Annotated in this window: 19 protein-coding genes; 13 read left to right on the top strand and 6 right to left on the bottom strand. The window is 55.7% G+C overall.

Annotated elements, in window-relative coordinates; all coding sequences use genetic code 11:
* Positions 1-58: 58 nt before the first annotated feature.
* From MF6394_RS34800 to MF6394_RS28740, 8 genes are all read left to right on the top strand, one after another.
* Positions 59-400: a hypothetical protein gene (locus tag MF6394_RS34800; RefSeq protein WP_019821287.1), complete on the top strand. Its 342-nt coding sequence runs from the start codon at positions 59-61 to the stop codon at positions 398-400.
* A 99-nt stretch (positions 401-499) separates the two neighbouring features.
* The gene (locus MF6394_RS28710) at positions 500-1756 is read left to right on the top strand and encodes a TolC family protein (protein WP_019821285.1); all 1257 of its coding nucleotides are present in this window, start codon (positions 500-502) and stop codon (positions 1754-1756) included.
* Entirely contained in the window at positions 1753-3237 is a 1485-nt protein-coding gene (locus MF6394_RS28715) for an efflux RND transporter periplasmic adaptor subunit (protein WP_019821283.1), read from the top strand. Before MF6394_RS28710 ends, MF6394_RS28715 begins: the two co-directional genes overlap by 4 nt.
* Entirely contained in the window at positions 3234-6377 is a 3144-nt protein-coding gene (locus MF6394_RS28720; protein ID WP_019821281.1) for an efflux RND transporter permease subunit, read from the top strand. Before MF6394_RS28715 ends, MF6394_RS28720 begins: the two co-directional genes overlap by 4 nt.
* Before the next feature lie 355 nt (positions 6378-6732).
* Positions 6733-7899, top strand: a complete 1167-nt coding sequence (locus MF6394_RS28725; protein WP_019821280.1) for an SAVED domain-containing protein — start codon at positions 6733-6735, stop codon at positions 7897-7899.
* Complete coding sequence (locus MF6394_RS28730; RefSeq protein WP_019821279.1) at positions 7899-9149, top strand: nucleotidyltransferase domain-containing protein; 1251 nt, start codon at positions 7899-7901, stop codon at positions 9147-9149. The genes MF6394_RS28725 and MF6394_RS28730 overlap by 1 nt, the downstream gene beginning before the upstream one ends.
* Complete coding sequence (locus MF6394_RS28735) at positions 9133-10917, top strand: HesA/MoeB/ThiF family protein (RefSeq protein WP_031319187.1); 1785 nt, start codon at positions 9133-9135, stop codon at positions 10915-10917. The genes MF6394_RS28730 and MF6394_RS28735 overlap by 17 nt, the downstream gene beginning before the upstream one ends.
* Positions 10914-11396, top strand: a complete 483-nt coding sequence (locus MF6394_RS28740) for a Mov34/MPN/PAD-1 family protein (RefSeq protein WP_017341627.1) — start codon at positions 10914-10916, stop codon at positions 11394-11396. The genes MF6394_RS28735 and MF6394_RS28740 overlap by 4 nt, the downstream gene beginning before the upstream one ends.
* 28 nt (positions 11397-11424) lie before the next feature.
* Here MF6394_RS28740 and MF6394_RS28745 read toward each other — a convergent pair whose 3' ends face one another.
* Entirely contained in the window at positions 11425-11973 is a 549-nt protein-coding gene (locus MF6394_RS28745) for a 3'-5' exonuclease (RefSeq protein ID WP_078468038.1), read from the bottom strand.
* A 227-nt stretch (positions 11974-12200) separates the two neighbouring features.
* On the opposite strand from MF6394_RS28745, the gene MF6394_RS28750 reads away from it, so the two are divergent.
* The 3 genes from MF6394_RS28750 (at position 12201) to MF6394_RS28760 (ending at position 14895) form a co-directional block, all read left to right on the top strand.
* The gene (locus MF6394_RS28750) at positions 12201-12839 is read left to right on the top strand and encodes an antitoxin Xre/MbcA/ParS toxin-binding domain-containing protein (protein ID WP_228758830.1); all 639 of its coding nucleotides are present in this window, start codon (positions 12201-12203) and stop codon (positions 12837-12839) included.
* Positions 12840-13201: 362 nt separating this feature from the next.
* On the top strand, positions 13202-13594 hold the full coding sequence (locus MF6394_RS34010; protein ID WP_074059250.1) for a DUF6957 family protein: 393 nt from the start codon (positions 13202-13204) through the stop codon (positions 13592-13594).
* A gap of 1028 nt (positions 13595-14622) precedes the next feature.
* Positions 14623-14895: a hypothetical protein gene (locus tag MF6394_RS28760; protein WP_153046043.1), complete on the top strand. Its 273-nt coding sequence runs from the start codon at positions 14623-14625 to the stop codon at positions 14893-14895.
* Between the two features lie 113 nt (positions 14896-15008).
* Here MF6394_RS28760 and MF6394_RS28765 read toward each other — a convergent pair whose 3' ends face one another.
* The gene (locus MF6394_RS28765) at positions 15009-16016 is read right to left on the bottom strand and encodes a Y-family DNA polymerase (RefSeq protein ID WP_078468041.1); all 1008 of its coding nucleotides are present in this window, start codon (positions 16014-16016) and stop codon (positions 15009-15011) included.
* A gap of 351 nt (positions 16017-16367) precedes the next feature.
* Here MF6394_RS28765 and MF6394_RS28770 point away from each other — a divergent pair, with 351 nt between their 5' ends.
* Positions 16368-16958 carry a hypothetical protein gene (locus MF6394_RS28770; RefSeq protein WP_096143128.1) on the top strand — a complete coding sequence of 197 codons (591 nt, stop codon included), beginning with the start codon at positions 16368-16370 and terminating at the stop codon, positions 16956-16958.
* 231 nt (positions 16959-17189) lie between these two features.
* On the opposite strand, the gene MF6394_RS28775 is transcribed toward MF6394_RS28770, so the two are convergent.
* Together MF6394_RS28775 and MF6394_RS28780 are read right to left on the bottom strand one after the other, a co-directional pair.
* Positions 17190-19121, bottom strand: coding sequence for a UvrD-helicase domain-containing protein (locus MF6394_RS28775; protein ID WP_060765374.1), 1932 nt, complete (start codon positions 19119-19121; stop codon positions 17190-17192).
* Positions 19118-21520 (bottom strand): AAA family ATPase, encoded by a 2403-nt coding sequence (locus MF6394_RS28780; RefSeq protein WP_060765375.1) that lies wholly within the window; start codon positions 21518-21520, stop codon positions 19118-19120. The genes MF6394_RS28775 and MF6394_RS28780 overlap by 4 nt, the downstream gene beginning before the upstream one ends.
* Before the next feature lie 260 nt (positions 21521-21780).
* Here MF6394_RS28780 and MF6394_RS28785 point away from each other — a divergent pair, with 260 nt between their 5' ends.
* The gene (locus MF6394_RS28785) at positions 21781-22089 is read left to right on the top strand and encodes a hypothetical protein (protein ID WP_060765376.1); all 309 of its coding nucleotides are present in this window, start codon (positions 21781-21783) and stop codon (positions 22087-22089) included.
* Positions 22090-22592: 503 nt separating this feature from the next.
* Here MF6394_RS28785 and MF6394_RS28790 read toward each other — a convergent pair.
* Positions 22593-24707, bottom strand: coding sequence for a family 16 glycosylhydrolase (locus tag MF6394_RS28790; RefSeq protein ID WP_060765377.1), 2115 nt, complete (start codon positions 24705-24707; stop codon positions 22593-22595).
* A 24-nt stretch (positions 24708-24731) separates the two neighbouring features.
* The gene (locus MF6394_RS28795; RefSeq protein WP_060765378.1) at positions 24732-25565 is read right to left on the bottom strand and encodes a glycosyltransferase family 32 protein; all 834 of its coding nucleotides are present in this window, start codon (positions 25563-25565) and stop codon (positions 24732-24734) included.

The raw sequence follows: 25565 nt of genomic DNA on the forward strand, positions 1-25565 counted from the left end.
ACTAAGGAGTCTAGAAGGTGAATTGTAAGGGCCATTTCCACCGGCTACACTCCAGCCCATGAAACGCTACCTACGGTTTTGCCTGATTTTCCTGATTAGCCTGGCGCTCCCCCTCAGCGGGATGGCGGGTGTTCAGGCGCCGACTGAGCCCTGCCCCATGAAAACCATGGGCATGGCGATGATGGACGGCATGGGTCAAGACTGCTGCCATGACATGAAAAGTCCCACCGAGCACGGCAAACCCTGTAAGCCAGGCCAGGAGTGCAAGACTGGTGGCATGCTGCAAGTCTCCATCATCAAGCCTCCTATCACCTTATCCAGCCCCCTCGTACTGTCCTTCTCCCTAGATTCCCATCCAGTACAAACCCCGTCAGGGGTATGGCGACCGCCCCGCACTTGATTCCTGTACCACACTCAGCCTCATTCCGCGTTAGCGGGATGGCATATCTGCGTGCATGTCTGATGAAGCGCGCAGTGGATCATCACAGGAATCGTGAACATGAACTCCAAGTGCTATTGCACAGGGTGGTCCCTCGTGGCCGGCCTGGCGGCAAGCGTACTGGCATTGCCGAGTCTCGCTGCCGCATTGACACTCGATGAAGCTTTGCAGCTGGCTGAAAACAATGCGCCGTCGCTGACTGCACAAGACGCGAAAATTCAGGCTGCCAGTAGTGCGGCCATCCCCGCTGGTGAACTACCCGATCCCAAGTTGCTGCTAGGCGTACAGAACTACCCCATTGGCGGTCCGGATCGCTGGAGCATCGATCAGGACTTCATGACTATGCAAATGGTCGGAGTCAGTCAGGAGATGCCCAACAGTGCCAAGCGCAAAGCCCGCATCGAGGTCGCTGATGCAGCCATTAACCGCGCCGCAGCTGAGCGCCGGGTCGAACGTCTAAAGGTTCGTCAGGCCACGGCGCTGGCCTGGATCAACAGCTTCTCCGTTGAGCGTAAAGACGCGCTGTTCCAGGATTTCTACAAAGAAAACCGTCTGCTGGCCGATACCGTCCGTGCACAAATTGCCGGCGGCCGCGCTCAACCTGCTGATGCAGTAACGCCCAAACAGGAAGCGGCACAACTGGAAGAGCAGCAGGACGATCTGATTCGCCAGAGAGCGCAGGCCCGAGCGGCTCTGAAGCGCTGGATTGGCCCGGCCGCCAACGACAAACCTGTGGGCAGCTTGCCTGAATGGCCTGTCGAAGCCTCTGGCTACTCTCATAAGCTGCAACATCACCCAGAATTGGCAGCGTTTGAGCCTATGACCCGCGAAGCGCAAGCCAAGGTCCGTGAAGCCGAGGCGGAAAAACAGTCGGATTGGAGCTGGGAAGTCGACTATCAGCATCGTGGTCGACAGTTCGGCGACATGGTCAGCGTGCAACTTTCCTGGGATCTACCACTGTTTCCTGATTCTCGGCAAAACCCCAAGATTGCGGCCAAACACGCTGAACTCAACCAGCTTGAGGCTGAGCGCGAAGCGCTGTCACGCGAGCATACCCAGCAACTGGAGGACGAGCTGGCCGACTATGAACGCCTGAATCGTGCCGTGCATCGAACCCAGGACAGCCTATTGCCCTTGGCCAAGGAAAAGGTCGAGCTCAGCATGGCCAGCTATCGGTCCGGCAAAGGCGATTTGAGCTCCGTTGTCGCCGCCCGCCGCGAGCTCATCGAAGCCCGTCTCAAGCAGATTGATGTGGAAGAGCAGCGAGCGCTGACCAGCGCGCGCCTGTATTTCGCCTACGGGGAGTCCAGCCAATGAACCTTAGAAAGTGGAACGGGGCATTGCTGGTAGGCCTCTCGCTGGTATTGGGTGTTGCCGGTGGTTACTGGTTCGCTCAGCAGGGCATGAGCGAAGTACCTGGTGCAGCCCCAGAGCAGAGCCTCCCCTCTCTGGACGAACGCAAAGTACTGTATTGGTACGACCCTATGTCCCCGCAGCAAAAGTTCGATAAGCCGGGTAAGTCGCCCTTCATGGACATGCAGTTGGTCCCTCAGTACGCCGACATCAAAGGGGACAGCGCATCCGTTCGCATTGATCCAAGCCTGACTCAGAATCTCGGTGTGCGACTGGCTACCGTCAGTCGAGGTGTGTTTGCTTCGAGTCTGGAGGTTGTCGGTGTGTTGGCTTTCAACGAGCGGGACGTCGCCGTCATTCAAGCCCGTACGGCGGGTTTCGTCGAGCGCGTGTATGCCCATGCTCCTGGCGACGTGATCAAAGCCAATGCCGCCATGGCGGATATCCTTGTACCTGAGTGGGCTGCGGCTCAGGAGGAGTTTCTCGCACTCAAGCGCAGTGGCGATGCGGGCTTGCTGGCAGCGGCTCGCCAGCGCTTGCGGCTCACCGGGATGCCGGCGGCATCAATTGCTCAAGTAGAGCGCAGTGGCAAAGTCCAACCAAACCTGACCCTCACCAGCCCTATTAGTGGTGTGCTGCAAGAGCTCAATGTGCGCGAGGGTATGACGGTGGCCGCCGGCGAGACACTGGCACGCGTTAATGGTTTGAGTAGCGTCTGGCTGGCCCTGGCCGTTCCGGAGACTGAATCTGGATCGATCCTCATGGGGCAAGCGGCAGAGGCGCGTTTGCCCGCGTTCCCTGGGGTTGTGCTCAAGGGCGTCGTCAGCGCGATTCTTCCGGAAACCAATCCGGATAGCCGCACCCTTCGCGTCCGCGTCGAGTTACCTAACCCAGAAGGCCGTCTCAGGCCGGGTATGACCGCACGAGTGAGCCTCAATCGTTCAACGGAGCAAAGTGTGTTGTGGGTGCCGAGCGAGGCCGTCATTCGCACCGGTCGACGTGCCCTGGTGATGCTCGCTGAAGACGCTGGCCGCTATCGTCCTGTTGAAGTGTTGATCGGGCAGGAAAACGATGGCAAGACGGCGATCTTGAAAGGTCTGGAAGAGGGCCAGAAGGTGGTTACCTCTGGCCAGTTCCTGCTCGACTCGGAGGCCAGTCTCAAGGGTATCGTTGCAAACTCAGAGGAACAGTCACCACCCAGCGCAGCAGCCTCCAGTTTTCATGAGGCGGATGGGCAGATCGTTGAGATCAACGACAAAGAAGTCACACTCGCCCATGGCCCCTTCAAAACGCTGGGCATGCCTGGCATGACGATGACGTTCCCGCTCGCCAATCCGGCGCTGATGCAGGGCCTCAAAACGGGCGACAAGGTCCGGATTGCAGTGAGTCAAACCGACGATGGCTTGCGTGTTGAGCGTCTAGGGAAATCAGGGGGCCAGCTATGATTGCTGCCCTGATTCGTTGGTCAGTGGCCAACCGATTCCTGGTGCTACTGGCGACACTGTTCGTCACGGCTTGGGGCATTTGGTCGGTGCAGAGCACGCCCATCGATGCGCTGCCGGATCTCTCCGATGTTCAGGTGATCATCCGCACCCCGTATCCGGGACAGGCACCGCAGATCGTCGAGAACCAGGTGACCTATCCGTTGGCCACCACCATGCTTTCGGTGCCTGGCGCCAAGACCGTGCGCGGCTACTCCTTCTTTGGTGACAGCTTTGTCTATGTGCTGTTCGAAGACGGTACTGACTTGTATTGGGCCCGCTCGCGGGTGTTGGAGTACCTGAGCCAAATACAAAGTCGCTTGCCGGCCAGCGCCAAACCGGCGTTGGGGCCGGATGCGACAGGAGTGGGCTGGATTTTCCAGTACGCGCTGGTAGATCGCAATGGCGGACACGATCTGGCGCAACTTCGTGCACTTCAGGACTGGTTCCTCAAGTTCGAACTCAAGACTCTGCCCAACGTTGCCGAGGTGGCCACCGTGGGTGGCATGGTCAAGCAGTACCAGGTGCAGCTTGATCCGCTCAAACTGGCCAGCTTCGGTATCACGCAGGCCGAGGTGGCCGACGCGATCGGCAAGGCCAATCAGGAAACCGGTGGTGCCGTCCTGGAGATGGCAGAGACCGAGTTCATTGTGCGGGCTTCCGGCTACTTGAAAACGCTCAATGATTTTCGGGCGATCCCACTCAAGCTGGGATCGGGCGGTGTGCCGGTGACCCTTGGCGATGTCGCCACCATTCAGTTGGGACCGGAAATGCGGCGTGGCATTACTGAACTCGACGGTGAAGGCGAGACCGTCGGTGGCGTGGTGATTTTGCGCAGCGGCAAGAATGCTCGGGAGACCATTGCGGCGGTCAAAGCCAAACTCGACGAACTGAAAAGCAGCTTGCCGGCGGGGGTGGAAATCGTCACCACCTACGACCGCAGCAAACTAATCGACCGCGCGGTGGAAAATCTCAGCCACAAACTGCTCGAAGAGTTCATCGTCGTCGCGTTGGTGTGTGGCATCTTCCTCTGGCACCTGCGTTCATCTCTGGTGGCAATCATCTCCCTGCCGGTGGGGGTGCTGATCGCCTTCATCGTGATGCGCTATCAAGGGATCAACGCCAACATCATGTCCCTAGGCGGAATTGCCATCGCCATCGGTGCCATGGTCGACGCTGCCGTGGTGATGATTGAAAACGCGCACAAGAAGGTTGAGGCCTGGCACGTGGCCAATCCGGGGGAGGAACTGAAGGGTGAACGTCATTGGCACGTGATGACCGAAGCGGCGGCTGAAGTTGGACCAGCACTGTTCTTCTGTTTGTTGATCATTACCCTATCGTTCATTCCGGTGTTCACCCTGCAAGCGCAAGAGGGGCGGCTATTCGGCCCGCTGGCTTTCACCAAGACCTACGCCATGGCCGCAGCGGCGGGATTGTCAGTGACCTTGGTGCCGGTGTTGATGGGCTACTGGATTCGGGGACGAATTCCCAGTGAACAACAGAACCCGTTGAACCGGTGGCTGATCCGGATCTACCAGCCGGCTCTGGATGCAGTCTTACGACGACCGAAGATCACGCTGCTGGTCGCGTTGCTGGTTTTTATCAGCGCACTATGGCCAATGTCGCGCTTGGGTGGCGAGTTTCTTCCGCCTTTGGACGAGGGCGACCTGCTCTATATGCCTTCGGCTCTGCCGGGATTGTCGGCGCAGAAAGCGGCGCAACTGCTGCAACAGACCGACCGCCTGATCAAGACCGTGCCGGAGGTCGAACATGTCTTTGGTAAAGCCGGTCGTGCTGAAACTGCCACCGACCCGGCGCCGTTGGAGATGTTCGAAACCACCATCCAGTTCAAGCCACAGGAGCAATGGCGCCCAGGTATGACTCAGGAAAAACTGGTGGAAGAGCTGGATCGAGTGGTGCGAGTTCCTGGGCTGACCAATATCTGGATACCACCGATACGCAACCGAATCGACATGCTGGCCACGGGGATCAAGAGTCCTATTGGGGTGAAAGTTGCCGGCACCAACCTGACCGAGATTGATGCCGCTACCCAGGCGGTCGAGCGGGTGGCCAAGGATGTGCCCGGCGTCAGTTCTGCGCTGGCCGAGCGACTGACGGGTGGTCGCTATATCGATGTGGATATCGACCGCAAAGCCGCCGCCCGCTACGGGCTGAATATCGACGATGTGCAGTCCATCGTGGCCGGCGCTATCGGCGGTGAAAATGTCGGCGAGACCATTGAAGGGCTCGCACGCTTCCCGATCAACGTGCGTTATCCACGGGAGTGGCGTGACTCGCTCGGTGCCTTGGAGCAATTGCCGATCTACACCCCGCTAGGGAGCCAGATCACCCTCGGCACGGTGGCGAAGGTCAAGGTCAGCGACGGCCCGCCGATGCTCAAGAGCGAGAATGCACGGCCCTCTGGTTGGGTATACATCGACGTGCGTGGCCGGGACATTGCCTCGGTAGTCGCCGATCTACGCCGGGTCGTCAGCGAGCAGGTCAAGTTGCAGCCCGGCATGAGCCTGAGTTACTCAGGACAGTTCGAATTTCTCGAAAGGGCCAACGCACGACTCAAACTGGTGGTGCCTGCCACGCTGTTGATCATCTTCGTGCTGCTTTACCTGACATTTGCACGCTTTGACGAGGCCCTGCTGATTATGGCCACTTTGCCATTCGCACTGTCTGGCGGGGCATGGTTTCTCTATCTGTTGGGATTCAACCTGTCGGTTGCCACCGGGGTCGGCTTCATCGCCCTGGCCGGCGTTTCTGCCGAATTTGGCGTGATCATGCTGCTCTACCTGAAAAATGCCTGGGCCGAGCGTGAAGACGTCGGCGACCGCACTGAGCGCGGTCTGGTTGCGGCGATTCGTGAAGGCGCTGTGCAGCGCGTTCGACCCAAGGCCATGACCGTTGCGGTGGTTATCGCTGGTTTGTTACCAATACTTTTGGGAAGCGGTACCGGCAGCGAGGTGATGAGCCGCATTGCCGCCCCGATGATTGGAGGTATGGTTACGGCGCCCTTGCTATCGCTGTTTGTGATCCCGGCGGCCTATCACCTCATGCGTCGTCGACACTTGTCCGTTGAGCCTGGCAAGCACTGACGCGTAAAAATGCATACAAAAGGGGCTGCGCTTGCAGCCTCGTTTGAGCTGCACAGCCCGTTCTCATCAGTCCTACGCGCGGTATGTATCGAAATTAGCAAGTTTATGTCTTTTGCATAAACTCGCTAATTTCGATACATACGCTGTGGTCAGTGCCATTACCCACCAGCACTTGCCAGAAAAACGAACGCTGCGAACACTCCGTTTCGATGAGCCACAAACAGCATCCTGCTTATAGCCGACTCAGCATTCGTCACCCTTAGATCTCTCTTGAAATCGAGGCAAATGACCCTAATATGATCTTATCTTGCCATCATCGTTTTCAATCATGGATGTTTCTCGGGGGTAGGTCGGAATGGCAGAACAAGAAGACGCTAAGCCCGCAAGCGGGCGCTTCAACACAAATGATGAGACGAAGCGGATCGTATGGACACAGACCGCTGGTCATTGTGAACTGTGCGGCACGGATCTGACGTTCGATTATCGTGCCGGCAAGCCAATGAAATGGGGCGAAGTGGCGCATATCCTGCCCGCCAGTCCCAAAGGCCCTCGGGGACGCGCGGATCATGATGCTGAGGCGCACACAAACGATACCGCTAATCTGATGCTCCTGTGCCCAGGTTGTCATGACAAAATTGATCGTGACGCAGATGGGTATCCTGAAAATGATTTGAGTGGTTTACACCAAGCGTACCTGGAACGCATCCGACTCGCCGCAACGACCCCCGATGGTGGCAGAGCTATTCCTCTCATCGTCCAGAGTCAGCATTTTCAGACGATCAACGATATCCCCGTTCGCGATCTGTTGACTGCGATGTCCGCCGAGGGATTAACCGCCTTCGATCAAGGCATCAAAATCGCCTTCGCTGCACCCGGACCACGTGGCAGGGACACTACCTATTGGCAGAACGTCAAAGACAGCGTCCAGTATGAGCTGGAGCAGCAACTCAAGCGTCGCGGCGGCACTTATGGCGATTCGCCCGCGCTAGCAGTAGTCGGCTTGGCCGACATTCCGGCCTTGATGATGTTGGGCCAGAGTATCGGCGACCGTTCCAAACGCTTGATCTTCTCTTTTCACCGCGAGCATCTTTTGCGCTGGCCCGATCAGTCTGCTGAGCCGCCTAGTTTTCTGTTTACGCCTCCACCCAACGGCGATGGCCCACTGGCGTTGGTGCTCTCCATTTCTGCGCAAGTTCCAGTTCGCGACGTGACCGACGCTCTACCCGGTGCACGTATTGCAGAGCTGTCGATCCCAGAACCAAGCTACGCGATGGTACAGAACCGTCGGGTGATTCATGCCTTTCGCGACGCACTTCAAATACGACTGAGCCAGCTTGAGGCTCTGACTCCTGACCCTATCCACGTCTTCGCCGCCATTCCTGCGGCATTAGCCATCGAGTTTGGCGCGTTGCTCACAACACAGCATCAACATACATACCTGATCTTCGATCGGGACAAAGAAAACCAAGATCGGTTTACGCAAACACTGCAATTGGGTCCAGTGGCCCAGGAGGCTATGTAATGCTTTTGAGCAACGAACAGACCAAGCGCAGCAGTTGGGAATATTTTCTGCTTCGCGCCGCGCGGGAAATCTCGCTGTCGGAAGCGCAGTACGAAAAAATCAATGACCGCTACTCCCAACTGGAAAAAATCCTCTCGGCTTCCGACAACCCGCTGCTCGCTGAGGCCCATATTTTCGTTCAAGGCTCGATGCGGCTGAAGACGACCATCAAGCCAATCCCCGGCGCGCCTGCGGATCTGGACACCATTGATGCGGACGCGATTATTTGGCTTCCTCACGCTCAGGGCGCTGGTGCAAAGGAAGTTCTAGAAGCGATTGAGCAGCGTTTTAGGGAAGGCTCCCGCGTTCAAGAAGAAGTTAAGCAATTACGTCGTGGCATCCGGATCGTTTATGCCGACGAAAATCCAGGTTTCCACATCGATGTCACGCCTGCCCGCGCGATCAACGGAAATGGCGAAGCAAACGGCGAAGGTAAGCTGGAGGTTCCGGATCGGGTCACAGGGTGGAAAGCAAGCAGCCCTATCCCTTACTCGAATTGGTTGCAGGTTGCTTCTGCCCAAGAAATCTCTCTGGAAAGCTTGGTAGTTGCCAAAAGCCAGCGGATGCTTGATGCCGCGACACAAGATCCTTTACCGCATTATCAGGATTACATCGATCAAGATCCCCTGCGTGCGACCATTAAGCTGCTCAAGCGGCATCGCGATGAATGGGCCATCAAGACAAGGAGCGCTGATACTCGCCCAATATCTGCGGTCATCACCACCCTGGCCACGCACGCATACCTGGATGTCGTAAAGGAGTCGCAGTCGAAGCCTCTGGCTCCGCTCGATGCAATTTTGGAAATCGTTCGCAGGATGCCGCAGCACATCGCGCAGAGAGGTAGCGACTGCTATGTCTACAATCCTGCCGATAACGGCGAAAACTTTGCAGAGAAGTGGAATCGACCGGGCGAGGGGCAAGGCTATCGCCAAGCATTTGCCAAATGGCATGCGGACGCCAGTGCATCTGTTTCATTGGGTTTGGAAAGTTTTGAATCCAACGATTCCTTTGCCGAGGCAGTGAAAAAGAATTTCGGTATTGCACCGGCATTCATTACGGCAGTGAACAATGAGATCCCTGCGAACTGGACGATGCCCGGCCGACCGGATGGCACTACTCGAAACTCTGCTTCGATGGGTTCGCTCTTCGGAGGGGCCAGCGGTGGCGGAACCTCTCAGTCGAGCGTAAAGCCAGTTGGACGCCTTGGCTGATCCTATTAAGACGCCATTGCAGCGCGGAATCGCCGCACTGCGAAACACCCTAGGTCAGGATGCTGCCGATGCATTGCTCCAGCCCGCACCCACGCGGGCTGACGAAGCGGCGTGCTTTCACTTCCCCTTGCCCACCGATTACACGGGGCAGGAGCGCCGACTGCGTATAGGTTTCCCCTCCAACTTTCCCCGTGGACTCTTGCGGCTGAACGTCGAACCCTCTCCATGGCTGGTTTGGCCGCATGCCACCAAGTCGGGGCTTTGCCTTCATGGCTTTCAGGAGCGCCCCATTATGGGCTCCCCGGAGGTCGTGGTAGAGGACAGCCTTGCTCGCTTGGCCCAGATCGTTTCGTTGTCCAAGATGGGATCAAACCAGGCAACGCGCGATATCGAATTTCAGAATGAGATCACTACCTACTGGTCTTTTCAGCACGGTCAGTCATTCCAGAACCTCTTACTGTTGGATCGCCCTCAGGCCGCCTCGCAGTTGTTTGCTCTCAGCGATCCGCGCCGGGTTATGCCATCCGGTCAGGAAACGGTTTGGTTAGCATCGAACGTAGCTGCACTCAAAGGGCATTACCGACGGGTTGTCGGGCGCTCCGCTGTCATTCGCGCGGCCGAAACTCCCGGTTTTTACGTCAAGCTTCAGACTTATCCGGATATCCGCACCCCGGATCCGGAAGATTTATTGCTGTGGCTCACGCCACACCTTCAACCAGACGATGCCGAGCAATTGCTGGCATGGTTTGAGCTGCATGGAACGTTGGCGAGTCGATGGATTGTTCTGGAGCTTCCAGGAGGGGCAGATGCTCCAACATATTGCCTCAATGTGCGCTCGCTCGGCGTACAGCAGGAGCGGGGGGCAAAGTTTGGCTTGCGTACAGCGCGCCGTCGGCCAGCTATCGCAAATGCACATCCTCCGGCGCTCGTCCGAGCAACTGCCCTGGACGTGCTTGATCGAGCGTCCATTCTGTCCCGCGATATAAGCGGTACTGCACAGCACCTTGAAAATGCTCGAGTCGTTTGTGTTGGCGTTGGCTCGTTAGGCAGTGCGGTGGCAATACAATTGGCACGATCCGGTGTCGGCCACCTTACCCTCATCGATCCTGACACTTTGGTGTCAGCCAATCTGGGGAGGCACGTTCTGGGAGCGGATAGCCTAGGTAGACTGAAAGCCTCCGCGTTGAGGGACAAGATTCTGTTAGATCTTCCGACGACAGAATGCACCGCTTATGCGACTTTTGCCGAAGTGGTGATGAGCAGCAAACCAGAAGTGTTTGATAACGCAGATCTGGTGGTGATCACGACAGCAGACTGGCAGTCGGAGGTCACTGTATGGCGAGCCAAATCAAGCGGCGCTCCTTGGGGGCTTTTACAAGCCTGGAGCGAACCGTATACCCAGGTAGGCCATGCGCTATTCGCACCAGCCGGCACCTTTGATGGCCGTCAGTTGTTCACGGACGTCGGCGATTTTCTGCATAGATTTACAGAGTGGCCGGGAGGCGGTGTTGTTCCACTGCCCGCGTGTGGCGAGAGCTTTATCCCAGGCGGCTCGCTGGGAATGACCAATATCGCCTCTATGGTGTCGCACACGGCCTTACGCGCATTGACCGGCAACATCGCCACTGCATCTTGGGTCAGCAGTATCTACAGGCCTGAAGATGTTCTGAGCCTAGGAGGCCAATACCATGGTCCCAAACTGCCAGAGGGAGCGCAGCAAATCTTACTCGAGCGCGGATGGCCGGAAGATAAGGACGAAACGGTATGACGGATATCGCATGGCGCTGGCGATGGCCGGAGGTGAATTCCGAGCTATTGGTGTCCCAAGCTGTCGCGGACATCTTGGATAGTCATCGGCAGGGCCTTTTTGGCGTGGAGCGAGGGGGACAGTTATTTGTCAACCCGGTTGATCCGAAAGGGTTGCTGCTGGCCTTGGCCACGTTGCCTCATCGCGCCGATCGGTCAGGCTGGTCTTGGCTAGAGTTGGATGCGGAGCGGTGCCGTCAGGAAATCCAGGCTGCCAACGAACAAGGGTTACGTCTGGTGGGCTATTGGCATACGCATCCCCAATCCGTTCCGGTGATCTCTCCGGCAGACATCGGAAGTTTCTCCAAATTTGCTGCACGTTACACGCAGGATCTGCCGCACCCAATAGCCGTTATTGTCGGCAAGTCCGAAAAACCAGAAGGTATCAAGGCGTGGTCGTTCAGGGACGGCAGATATGTTGAGGCAACCTGTATCAGATGAGCTTCGAGTCAGTGCGGTGGAAGGTAGGTCAGCGTTTACCTTTACCCGCTAGCATTAGTGCGAAGAGCTCTGCCTGAAAGCGGGCATCATCCAATGCGTTATGGTTCGGTTCGCTGAGTGGCTCCAGCGCAGCGGTCATTTTGGATGATTTTGTTTCCTGCCAGCTGCAACCTACAGCGCCCATAAAGTAGGCCTTCATGTCGATAGCGGTAAAACCAAAGGGGTTGGTTTCCAGGTATTTGTGGAAGTAGTAATTGACGAATGACCAGTCAAACGGTGCATTGAGTCCTACGAAAATGACCTTTTGCCCCGGTTGGCAGGACGATTTCAGCCATTGATCAAATGTCAGCATCGCCTGTTGCGGAGCGAGGCCCTCGCGCTCCAGCTTCTCCAGACTCAGCCCCGATACTGCCAGTGCTTCCGGGTCGTGTTTTGGACTGTCAGGTCGTAGTTCAAGATAGATGGACGTTACAGGTTGGGCTACAAGACAGGCTCCAATGGAAAGCAGACTGTATTCGCCTGGTATAGGCCCAGAAGTCTCGACGTCGACGGAAACATAAAGCTCATCAGGGTGCATGTCATATCCTTTCGTGTAGTTACCTGATCACGCTCAGGCTCTTAGCCATGTGAAGGTGGAAAGGCAGGTATAGCCATTGCCCCATTTTTTGCTGTTTCACTCGCTATCCGGCGTTCGAGCAGCGGCAGTGCCTGTCTACCAGCGGATTGCGCGTTCCTTTGGTCAGCTCTGGGCCCAAGCATAATGATGTGTGTCATTCTCTGATGGCGGATGAGGGCCGGACGATCATGAGTGAAACTGAGCGCTGGATAGTAAAATGCCAGAAAACTGAGGACGGTACTGGCGACATCATCATTGATCTGCCTCAAGAGTTGCTTGACCAAATGAGGTTAGGTGTTGGGGACGACCTGGAGCTAACGGTAGTGAATGGCACATTAGTCCTGACGCCCGTGTGCAACGCAACATCAGTGCGGCCCATGTTTGCTGGCGTCCTGCGTCAGGATGTCTATCATGCTTACCGCATGCGTCTGGAGACGCTTCTTCATATCTCTGTCAATGCTTCGGATCTGGACATTCACGACATGATAGTAGCTGGCTTCTCGGTCAGCCTGATCAAAATGCTTTGTGATGATGGAACCCTCAGCGACGAAGAACGCGACAGAATCATTCAACCCAAAACGCTCAAAACAAAACTGTCAGCCAATCAGCTTTTAACGTTGCATGAGAGCGATCGCCTGTTCCGGTTTGCACATATTACCGCCATGGCCGAGGTGATCTTCGGTGACAAAGGGAAGGCCAAACAATGGCTTTCCAAACCCAAAGCCCGTTTTTTGGGAGAAAGCCCATCGGCGATGGTCACTACAACCTTTGGCACACATCTAGTCGAAGAAATGCTGATTCAAGTGTCTGAGGGCATGTCATTTTGATTCAGCCGCAGCCAAACGGCTTCTACCGCTCCTTGAGTAACATGGATTTCATGCGCCTATACCGGCGTCGCCTTGCCGAATACGACATGCACGGGCATCCATGAAGCACTAGGTTTCACCCACATCGGCACCTACCGCTAGGTAGGGTTCACGCACGGCAATGGCATAGCTGGGTACTGGCGAAAACCCACTTTATCCGGTGACAGCTAGATAGAAATCATCCCGTTCAGTGGGATGAGGGGAGAAGACGGACCAGCTGTGAAATGGCCCAGTCTTCGGCATCGGAACCTCGTGTGTCGATGGGAGCTAAGCTGATTGATGCTTCTCGTTCGAATCGTTTTTTTGATCGGCCGGAGGTACAGATGAATCTGGCAGATTTTGTCTCAGTGCTTTCTGCGGGTGAGAAAATAGATGGGTGCCAACTCACCACCTCAGATGCTGTGGCCCTCGCCAGTCTGCATTTTCCTTCCCATGCCTATTGTCTTGTTGCTGATTGGGCAATATTGGATCTCGACATTCCAACACGTCAGCGAAAAGCCATTACGGATAGACAGCTAATTCCTGCTCTCGTTTACGCTTTGACCGTTATCCAAGACAGTAAAGGCCGCTTCCCGCCTGGTGATTGGGTCCGAACAACGCTGGGTGTTTCCTTCACCCATGACTGCTTATTTCGAACAAAAAACACAGTTTATGTGCTGATGGGGACTGGTCGAAGGTTGCACACGGATTTAGACATCGCACTGAGCCTGTGCTGAAAAAAGACTATTTCCGCACAGGTGAGTGACCGGTCGCGCTCACATAATATTTCGGCCTGAATGAACGCTCTCGCTGTTGTGTCAATCTATGTTGTTACCAATCGAGCCCCGTATTTGAAGTGCGACCCGTCTGTGTCAGTCTATGTTGCTGTCGTGTGGATCCCGGATCATCCTACAGGCCCCGATTTACGAGAGGGGCTGTGTCAAACTATGTTGTTGGTAACCAAGATGGCTACGCATCGATTAGACGATAAACACGACGCGACGGTTCGCCCCATCGAAAAAATCTCATCGACGCATTACCGGTGCGAAGTGAAGGTGGGGCTGACAGACGGGTCGCTAACGGATTCGCGTTTCTTTGGCGAAGGCTCGACGGCAAGGCAGGCCGAAAGTGATGCACTTAGAAAGGCCAGCACCGCTATTAGCGCGGGACAAATTGAGTACCGACCTGCGCCTGTTCCGGACGACCATTGCCCAAGCTGCGGAGACTTGTTAACTGATGGGAAGGCACTTTTCTCCCTCCGGCAGCTAAGACCTAACGCAATGTGGGAGGGGAAAGAAAAAGCACCCGAATTGAGGGCTTGTCTGAAATGTCCCTCATGCGGCTATAGCGAGACTAAGGCTCCTATGTCATAGGAATTGATGATGGCGAGTGAACAGAAGCAGAGCGACAAAATGCGGGTTGTTTTTGGCTTGTTCTTGGGCGGTAGCGGAATAGTTTTTCTGAGCTGGTTGGCTTACCTCAGTCACAAGTCGGGCAATAAAGGAAAAGTATGAACAGACTGTTTGAAATACTTAAGGCAGCAGCCAATCACCCTCGCCGCCCAGCCACCCGCAAGGGTCTAATGTGGATGCTTGGTACGCAGGCAATAGTAGTTCTTGCTGCCACCATTGTAGTGACCATTTGGCCCGACAAATCGTTTGCCGTAGGGCCACCGTTGTTCCTGTGCTTTGGGTGGTCGCTTGTCCTGTTTTTAGAGGCCTACGAAGGCCGTCTTGGACGTACGGAATAGCTTAGGGAAATGATCATGATTGAACAGACTCAAGCCTCGCGGAAAGCCTATAACTGGGCGCGTTTCTTTAGGGTATCAGGCACTGCCAGACCTTTGAATACCCTTGGATCTGATCTGGGCACGCTCCTATTCGGCGTACTTGCCGTAGCACAAATTTTAGGCGCTTTGACGGATGAACAAACTGCAAGTGCTTGGCAAATCGCTGGGCTCAGCTTGTCGATCATTTTGACACTCATTTGCTCCTACAAAGCCCATTCGGCGAACGGATCGGACACCATTCAGAGTTAAAGGAAACGCCTTTCACCCATAAGTAAAATAGTTATGAACGCGTTTCCGATTAAGCCTTGCAGGATTTTCTGTATCTTGAACCTGAATGACCTATAGCGGTTTACAACCAGGCCTCAGATAGCGGCGAATTTCATAAGTTGGTAAAAGGAGGTTGTGTAGCTGGGGCTGAGCAGCTCACGCCTCATTTCCCAATCGGGTGATAATGGCATGCGCCCTGAATGAACGGCATTCTTCCCGAAGCGTCTGTTTACCTGATCCAGTACGCGCATCAGCGAATCGGACTTAATCGACTGTGAAGGAGTAAACAGATCCTCTGTATATTCCCCCCGCTTGCGCAAGTCCATTAGCAATATCTCTGCCTTGCTGTATTTGAATCCGTCACGCCAAATGGTGTTTATAGCTTCGTTTGCTAAACGAGTGAGCAACAGCACATCATCAGTGGGGTAGGGTGGGGTGATAGTCACCGCGTTTGAATACTTAGGCCCCTCACCGAAAGGGGAGGTGCGAATACCAATTCGTATGACGCCAGTCAGCGAGCGTTGTTTTCTCAGTTTTTGACTTGCTCGATGCATATAAGCAGCAATCGCTTCCTGCATGCCAGGCTTAGTGGTCACCCTGGTACCAAACATCCTGCTGGTGCAGATAGCTTGCCTATCAGGTTCGGTCTCTTGGAGCTCAATGCATGCCTCGCCACTAAGCTCACGCACCGTCCGCTCGAGTACCACGCCGTACCGCTGGCGAACGGTTTTAGGGTCTAGGTTTGCAAGCTGCCATGCCGTGGTCACATTCTGGGCGCTGAGATGCTCCGTTAGCCTACGGCCCACGCCCCAAACCTCATTGCATGGCATCCGCTGTAGAAGCCATTTCACCGCATGTTCTGAGCGTAGATCTACCACGCCGCCAGTTTGCTTTTTATACACTTTGCTAGCGTGCTGTGCTGCTTTTGCAAGTGTCTTGGTGTGACCAATCCCAATACCCACAGGCATGCCAACCCATAGCTTTATTCTTGATTGTATCTCTCGCGCGAAATCACCAACAGGCTCCTGTATGCCAGTTAGATCTGCAAATAGTTCATCAATGTAAAGGAAAGATTGTGAACTATGGACATAGCCACAGAGCAGTCATGGTCTGCTGTTGACTCTGATCTCTGATGTCCATACTTCACCTCCATTTTCCCGCGAAAAATCTAGGGGGTGCCCATACGTCATTGCATTGATCCAACCCTCTATTAGCTGCATCGCGTTTGACCTTTTTTCAGCTGACGTCCCTAAGCACTTGCGCATATGCGTAATCGCATGGACTTGACCGGTTGTTTGCATTTACTTGACCAGCACACTGGTTAGCCTTGACCGGCAGAAATCGGCCATGGCAGCCCCACAAATGTATTGTCAACAGCCTTGCAGAAGCGCGAAGGAGCCCCCATTTATCGTGCGAGCCATTCCAGGCCGATCAGGTTTATACATAAGGACATCATGGATCACTTTTCCCCGAAGACTGTAGACCCAACAATAGCGCTGGAATGTGTGTTTCGCTGCGTACTGGAACACATCTATGGAACCGGCTGGGGTGGGGCCTGCCATTCAAGCTCCGCGATGCTAAGCATCCTGCTCAAAGAGCATGGGATTGATTCGGAAATCATGATTGGTGAAGTCTTCTGTGATGGCTACCGGTTTGATCATTCCTGGGTAGTGGTCCAGGGGCAAATTTTCGATGCAGCTGTTGCGCTTCCTCAGGCTGGGGGAATTAAGCTTGGTGGCCCAGTCTTCGCTGGCTTCGACATCGAGACCCATGAGCCTACCAGGCTGCAATATGGCATAGGGTTACCGGGTGGATTGGGGCCAGTGGAGGAGCTAATTGCCTCTCAGACCATCGGCGAATACTTCGCCTATTCAGACGAAGTGGCTCGGGATGATGCTGATTTCAATGATCAACCTGTGCCGCCAGCGCTATGGAATCGTGTTGCGGTGGTCGGACTAGCATGCGGCGTTTTAAAGTCAGCAGCAGAGCTTTTAGAAACTCATTCACACATTGAGCGCACTGTCGTTTCGCTCCAGTTGCTTTGATCCTAGAAAATGGAGTGTAGGGTTATTTTTCCTAGCCTTAATGTCTGCTCCAAACCGATTGCTGTAATCCGTGACGGGCAGCTTTGGGTCGTTTTCTGACTCTCACGACGGGCAGAAAACGGCCAATTGCTGTCGATCACACCCGCAGAGTTACCACCCGGCAGCTACCACTTGCCACGGCGGGAGCCTACCGCTCGGCTCTTGCTTCAAGTAGGTCAGGCAATCATTTGTCTATGGCCATCCAGCTAGAACTTCCTGTGTAAAGACTGCGCTTCGCGGCAAGATCCCGCTCGCCACGACATTTTCCAAGGTGGTCGTCGGATCGGCGACAAAGAACGTTAGTACCAGCCCCCGCTGGGCGCGAGTGCAGCAGACGTAAAGCAGTCGCAGCGTTCGGCTCCAAGTGTTTTCATCACCGCCTAGTGCTCGTGCACGATCTGCAGCACGGGCCTCAGCGCTCGCGAAGACACGTTCGTAGTTGTACGTTCGGTAGTCGCTTTCTTCCTCGTCCATCACCACCATGACGCGTTCGAACTGCGCTCCCTTCACACCGTGCTGTGTAGCATAGGGAGACCCTTCTGAGACATAGCGCTCATAGGGCCAAAGCTCTTGTGCAGAGCACTTGAAGAACTTGGCCATTGCCGCATCTGAGGATAGTCCTTCGGCCGGAACTGCATCAGCAGCCTCGGGCTCCTGGGCAGCGTCTGCAACATCCCTGACAAATCCGAGAACACGCGCATAGCGATCGTCGAACTCGAAAAGACCCGTGTCACAGAGATGGAGTGCTATGTCACCAATGGTGGTCCCTGCCTCGTCCAGCATGGCGACAAGTCTAGACATAGCAGCGTGCAGTTCTCGCAATACAGCCGCGGCACGTCGGCCGGTAAGAGCCCCTGGCGCCAGACGCGGGCTGAACTTCCGGAGCAGGTTCATCGCCGCGAACTCGTTGCCGGCCTTCACGGCGGCAACGATCGGTAGCGCAAAACTTAGGAACGGTCGAACGGGCCAGCCGGTGCCATCCTGCATCCCCTGCTTCATGCCCTCCGATGTCTTATCGTTCAGCGCCGAGTAGATGCCACCGAAGCCGAGCCGGTTTGCGGCCATGCGGTGCACGATGACAAGAATCTTGAGCGCGATGTCTGGGGTCGTCCAACCCTCGTCGTTGTTCGTCGCCGCACTCCACGCCCGGACTCTCGCCAGGGCCTCAATTCGGTTCAGCGTGTTCGGCAGGATGAACATCCGGGCCGAGCCCTCCACCGGCTTGAGTTCTCCATCAACCCTTTCGTGCAGCCCGCGGACTTGCTCCATGCCGTCGCCCTGCGCACGCACGGCGTTGGCAACGTCAAGGATCTGCTTGGCACAGCGAAAATTCTCTGGTTTCGTGATGGCCCGCCAATGGTCCTCAAGCGGGATGTCCCCCGCCCCTCTCATGAAAATCGCTTGCATCGGGTCGCCAAAAAAACCGAGACAGAACTTGCGCCGCATCTGGGCTTCCACTTCCTTGAAGGACTTCACTACGCTCAGGAACGTGTCCTGACTCTCGTCAATGAACACAAACGGGAAGTTCAGCGCTACGACCCGTCGGAACAGCGGGCGATTTTGCAGCAGGAAATCGGCGAGCTGAAGGATGTCCTCGTGGCCGAGGACGCCCTTCGCGTAGTCACTGCCCACGCCGTAGTTGAAAGTCTTGACGCCAGCAATAGCCTCCAGGCTTCGGGCATAACGCTCTTGGTCAGCCTTGTTCCTGTCGCGTGTAGTCTGCCGGACACGCGAGCTGTAGTTCTTGAATTCTTCTTCCAGTTCGGTGATCCGCCTGCGGATGTCGTTCTGTAGCCAAACCTTAATGTCCGCCTGAAACGTCTTGGTAATAGACCAGTAGAAGCTGTGGATGGTCGAGACATGAACCAGCGGGTCGTCGTTGACATCCGCCAAGATTTCTTTGGCGGCGAGGTCCGTATATGTGATGCAGGCGACCTTCTGCTTCTTCGCCCGCATGCTGGCGCCGTGCTCTGAGATCACCCAGTCCAGCGCCTTGATAAGGGAGGTGGTCTTGCCGGAACCTGCGCCGGCGCGGACCACGAACGGCTGCGGGGGGGTCTCGGTAATACACGCGTGGATCTCGCGGTCGGCGCCGGTGTCTGGGCTATCAATTCGTCTGCTCATGTCGTCTGCCCCGCGCCTGCAATAACGGCGACAACACCGGCTGCAGTCGGCTCAATTGTCGCGACCTCGTTGGCAATAGCCGCGTCCGCCTCAATCTCGTGGGCCACTTTGGTTTCGAGCCAGGCTAAGCCCTCGGCGATGTACGTGGGGACTTTCCAGCAGTTGAGCGGCCCGCTTGCGAGGACCTCCAGCGCAAAGCGAGTCTTGTCGAAGTTCTTGCCGATCACCCTTTCGTGCAACTTCTCAGCCAGTTCTTCAGGGCTGTTTGGTGCGCGCTTCAGCTTGAGTCCGACCGCCCGGTTAGCCTCAGCCTGACACCAGTCGGAGTTCTCAAGACCGAAGGCCTCCTCAAGCGTGCGGCCGCAGAGCTGCGAGGTCGTGGCGCCCACCGTCACCAAAACCTTGGTTTGATAGGCCACCCGAACCTCAGCGCTGGTCCCCTCGGCAAGCGACAGCGTTTTTTGCTCCGCCGTGACTTCCCAGAGTTCGGCAACCAACCGCTTCTTAGGGATCCAACTGATAAGGGTTTGGTTGGACGTGAACGCACCCTCCACGTGAGCATGGCAGGTGCTGCCACGCTTCTTGGACTTCTTCTTTCCGCCCGGTGCTGCTTCGTCGTCGTCTTCGAGCTCGAAGGGCTTCAGGTCGTCTTCCTCGTTATCTCCGTCGACGGCACCGGCTCCTGTGTCTTGCTCGGCGGCATTCTCGGCATCCGTCTTGACCGCTACGCTGTCCAGATCCGTGATGACCAGCGTAGTAAGTCCAACGAAGGCAATCAATTCCTGGAACCGATGCGCGAACGCGCCACCGACTTCAAGGATGGTTAGGGCGGAGGAACGCAGGCGCTTGGCCGCCGTCTCGATCATGGCTGGCAAGAGCAGGCGCTCGACATTGCCCTCCACCAGGATGACAGCATCGGAAAAGAAGAGATCGCAGTGTGTCAGTTTCAGATACCGCTGCAAGAATTCGCGCGCTGGAGCGTCGGCCGCGCCCGTCTTGAAGAGCGAAAGATTCCTTACCTCGGTGTTATGGTCCAACTGGTCGCTAACACGGCGAAAGTACCTGATGGGAGAGAATCCGCGCTCATAGAGAATGTGCGGGGAGTGCGTGGTGACAACGAGCTGCGTGTGGAAAAACGTTGCGTGATCGTTGGCATCCTCAAGGAGGCGCAAAACATTCCTGATGAAGACCTGCTGGATCTGAGCGTGCAGATGCGCCTCAGGCTCCTCGATGAAGACCAGATGCAGTGGCGCTCGCTTGTCTTCCTCGGCTTTCCACTGCTCGTGCAGGTCGAGGAGTTCAACCACCATATAGACTAAGTTCTTGAACCCCAGGCCATTGTAGCTGTCGGGCAGTTGCGCGGTGATCGCACCAGGAACCACGTAGTGAACCTTGGAATCCTGCCCCAGGACGGTGGTCGGATCCAAGGCCGCCCGAATCACGATCTCGGGGTTGTTGACGCCTGGATAGCCGAGTTTGGCGAGGCGCTTGAGAGTGTCGCTGAAGACTTCCTTCAGGTGGAAGTTCAGTTCTTTCTCCGAGGTATCGAGCGCTTTGAGCGCTGCATGGTCGTCGCCACGTTTCTCCAGATTGCGGTGATAGAAACGGCTCAGACGCCGCGACAAGCTCTCGGCGCGGTCGGAGCTGCCAGCATCCGGGTCATCGAGGTGCCGCTGCGCGCGCAGGAAGTCCACCCTCACCAGAGACTTGAGAATCGCCGCGCCACCCGGTTCCTTGCCTAGGGGCAGCGGCGCATAATCAACTTCCTTTGGCTGATAGCCGACAAATGCGCGCTCATCGAGCACGTAGTAGCGGAACGTATATTCTTTGCTCAGTTCCTTTGTGAGGTACTTCGTCAGACTTTCCGGCCAGGGCTTGTACTCGCCGGGATCCGCTACCACCGCCGCCGCATTTTCCGCACCTGCCTCCGCGCCTACACTGCGTCTGGCCACCAGTGCGTTCGCAGCGTTGTTGGCCTTTTCATGCAGTTCGTGGAACTTCCGGACGAGTGCATGGGCGTCCTGAGGCTCGAACGCCACCCGGATCCCGACGCACTTACCGTCCCACTCCGTGCTCGGAAGAAGCGACATTGCAGTGGCGAGGTCGTCTTCACCGACCCGGAACCAGAGATCCAAAAGAATGGACGGCAACTGCTTGGGCGCGTCCTCATCGCCTGGAGGCGTCCTGCCGATGGCGTCGATCTCGGCCCACAACGCCGCGCTGAAGTCGAAGAGTTCGAACTTCTTCGCTTCGCCACGGAGCATCGAGTACAGGCCTTGTACGGCAGACGTCTTGCCGCTGTTGTTGGCGCCAACGAAGATGGAAATCTCATCGTCAAGCTCAATGACGACGTCGCGCAGTCGGCGATAGTTCTGCAGCCGATATGCCTGTAGCTTCATGATCACCTCTTCCTAAGTGTGGCCGGGACAACTTGGTGCTGAGCACACAGGCCGGCTGCTTTCCTTTGAGCGTTCGTGAATCTAACAGCATCTATGTTCGGATGCCGAGAGGAAACTTATATAGCGCACGCCATGCTAAACCTCCAGTCAGCACATCAACGTCGAAATAACGACGACCTTACCCATACATACATCACTTCACGTATCGTAGCAGCGGCGATTTTGAGGCCATGCCAATCAAGAAGAAGTAGGAGACAATGATGAAAAGCAACGAGTTACCAACAGAAATATCTTGCGAGGTCGACCTTACGCTGACCTATGGTATTGCCCCTGGTCTCGGCCGTCAGGCGAAGTACTCGGCCCAGCCGATTTTGATCTGTCGAGAACTAGCCAAAAAAACGAGCGTCCAGGTGGCTAACTTAGGTGTGGATTTGCTGAAATCGCCTGCTATCAGTCATGCGCAAATTATTCTACCAGACGGAACATTGCTGTCTGGAGCTGTAACCAAAATCAGCCCCTGCGGCACCTACTTTGAGATGATTGAGGATAAGGGTGTGAATCGCCCCTAGTTTCGTAGACGCCATCACGCTTCAAGGAAGGGTTGCTAACTTTGCGTAACTGTCCGCTTTTGGCCGATTGTGTTGAAAAAGTCGGTTTGTCCAAAGCGCTCGGATACAGATAGATAAAACACCTGTTTTGCGTGCTGCTACGTGAAATCCGAGTCGTGAACCTTCTGCCAAAAACACAGATTTCAATCTCGGGTGCGAACTTTTCTACAGTGGAAACCGAAGCCGACTTTTTCAACACAATCGGCCAACTTCTGCCGGTGAAAGACTCCTAGCGTGCTGGTCAAGTCCAACGCATCCGCCTGGTCAGGTCGAATGCAATTGACTGGTCAGTGGCATTGCAAACGGGTGGTCAAGTGGAATGCAATTACGCACGCATACACAGCAACTCCTAGGTCAGAATCCATCCTTGGGTATGGGGGGCTTGGGTGGACCTGGTGCGACTAATTCCAGCTAGAGGGTTTTAACCTCACTTTGCACACGCCACCGTGTAACTACGATTTGAGTCACGCCCACACCGAGACATTTTTGAAACGCGCTATCGCTGGCAAGAGATGGGGATCGAGTCGTCCTGCGAGCTCTTCGGACCGAGGAGCCCAGAGGTTTGCGTGGAGTCGCATTGGAAGATGTGGAATTGGAGTGGGGTCCCAGCCTACACGCTCATGCACGACATGGCCGTCCACTGACCATGTGATACGGTCCGGTCGCCAGTCAACCGTGTAGACATGGAAGTCCGAAGTAGCATCGAAGCCGAGGTCGATACGGCAAGGCGAACCCCTATAGCCGAAGTTCATTGTTGCGTCATCGTCACCTGGGTTGAAGTAGACGTTTACCAGCATGCTTCGAGGATCATCTCCTGCCAGTTCTACATCAATCTCTTGCCTCGGTGCATCTCGGTGAAGGAAAAAACCAGTGATGAGGCCAGATCCGCTGGCGGCTTTTATCTCAGCCTCAAAGCGACCGTATCCGAACAGTCGTTTTGACGCGAAGGCTCCCGAACGGTACTGCCTGGTTCCATTGGCAACCTTGCTGACGATGAGATGGGCACCGTCCTTATCATGAACGAGAGCATCCTGCGAAAACGAGACCAAATTCCCCGGAAAAGTCTCGATGAGCGCGGAAAAAGACGAGGTCGCTGTAGTCATTTCGGAGAAAACGAGCAGCTCCTCTACAGGTGTTATGGGGCGATTCGAGGGTACTTTCGGCTGCCACCCATATTTTGCCGAGAGGACCCAAGGTGACTCATCTAGCAAAGAAATCTGCTGGGGATGCGACGGGGCAATCCGGTGCGCGCCGTCCTCTCTACCGACTCGAAACATCCTCAGGCTCCGTGGTGTTCCAACCGGGAAAGACTGCACGGGCTCGGTGAGTCTGAGAAGACTGCAGATCGGTTCCCACAATCCACTCTCTGACTCGTCATACGACAGAATCGCGGTGCGCGAAGGCGGTAGAGCCCCCTGCCGTGTCTCGCACCGAAACACTGCCTTCGCTTCCATAAGAAATCTTACGTCAGTCCTTGCGGTCATGGCTTCCATGGCCTCCGGCGTTAGTGGAGCGTCAACGAGAGCGTCGAACATCTCGAAAAGCTCCAACAAGTCTTGCGGTCGAATTGCGTCTTCATCACCATCGAACACCCGCACTCGCAACCCCAACATCGACAAAGCCATTGCGAGCGGTTCATGCTCACCGCGGGTGGTCCAGGCCAACACCGACAACGCCCCCGCCCGTTCGGGTGCCATAGGGCCCGAGCCTGCATCAACAATCCCCGCTCGCGCTAGGTAAGGAAGCACGGAATAGGAATTGTCCGAGCCGCTGTCCTGTCGCTGTAATATCACAGGCGAGGAGAGGGCGAGTGCACCGAGCTCACCAAAGCGATAGTTTAACCACATGTCCACAGGGCCAATAACGGGCATTGCCCGTAGCAGCGCTGCCGCACCCTCACGCGACAAGATGTAGCCGGAGAGAAACCAAAGTCCCCGCACCGGTCGGAAAAGAGCATCGCAGAGGTCAACACGTTCTGCTGTTCCCCCGGCATCTTCATAGGACAGATACAACAAACGCGGACCTCCTTCTGCCCAACAGTGTTGAATGGCGGCACGCCAGCCACAGGAGATTGCTGCCGCTGCACCTGTTGTGAACCAAACGTCGTCCTCGAGCACCAGCACATAATTGTCTGCCCCGCATGCGATGGTCTTCCAAACCTCCACGTGCGACCTCGCTACAGCAATTTCCTGCCGCGTCATTTTTATCGGCTCGTTGATGGGAAAGCACTCCTCAAGCCTTGCATCCGGCTGGACGTATAGTTGGTCACCAATGCGGTATGTCGAGTCGACATCGGCAGTTGCGGCGACGGCGCGGCCGTCGCGAGCATCCACTGCCGCGAATCGTCGAGCTATAGAGGCAAGGGAAACATCGTCGGCCGTGCGGAACCGCCTGAGTTCTCGGACTACACGCCGCCATCTCCGCGGTTGCCGGTCAAGGTTGATGATTAAAATCGAGTTGATCAGTCCTTCGCCCGTACCAAAAGCCGAGATTTTCCCACCCGGAAAAATGCTAGCAATGGCACGTAGCAACCGAAATGCTATCCCACGCAATATGCCCGAGGCGTCCCTAAGATTCATCGAAACTTCCTACTCCAGATAGCCTCAATGGGAGTCCATGTTGCGCCAGTTGCGGGCGTCGTTACGGTAGGAAAGGTCCCAACGTGTTTGCGCAATTGACTCCCAGTCATTTAACAATTCGAAGTCGAGAGGTGCCCCCCTAATAATCAGATCACGTGCGTGCGCGGCTAAAGAAGCGGTGATATTTCCGGGACCAGTCGTCTCTTGGATCTCTGGGAAACGAGCTTTGCCTAAAAGCTTCTCGGTCGAGCGAGACAGCGCTCGCTTCAGTACGGGGTGATGGGCTGGCGCAGCTATTGGATCGTTGTTGACATAAAAGATGCGTTCGTCTGTCGGCAGATCACTTCGCCAGATCTCTGACGCTGGCACCATGCTGCTAGATGGGATGTCGTAGCAAAGCGGCTGGACCTTAAGCGCGCTGTCATGGAAAAGGTCTCTCCAGTTGTCTCCAAGCAGTACGTCATCTGCATCGACATAAAGTCCACCTTCTGCAACCAAGACGCACATCCGCAAATAGTCGCAGCGCATTGCCGGATGGCGACATCGGGCGAATGCCTCTTGCTCCGACTTTCCATACCACTCAGTAATGTACTCGGCAGCGGATACGTCGTTAAACATCCGGAATGCAAAACCCTCCGCGCTTAGCCTCTTCCAACTGTTAATACAGGCTTGAACGTCTTCCGGCACATCATGCGGATCGTGCCAGTACTGTACGAGTGTCTTCGGAATACTCGAAGCCAGGTTCGATCCGGTAACATTCGAAGTTGCCGAGCGGTTCAGCTGATGCAGCGTGAGGTTTCGGATAAAGGCGGATCGCAGACGATCGTCCTCCTCGAATCCCAGTGGGTATGAATCCAT

Source organism: Pseudomonas sp. MF6394 (assembly GCF_002018845.1).
Classification (GTDB): Bacteria; Pseudomonadota; Gammaproteobacteria; order Pseudomonadales; family Pseudomonadaceae; genus Aquipseudomonas; species Aquipseudomonas lactis.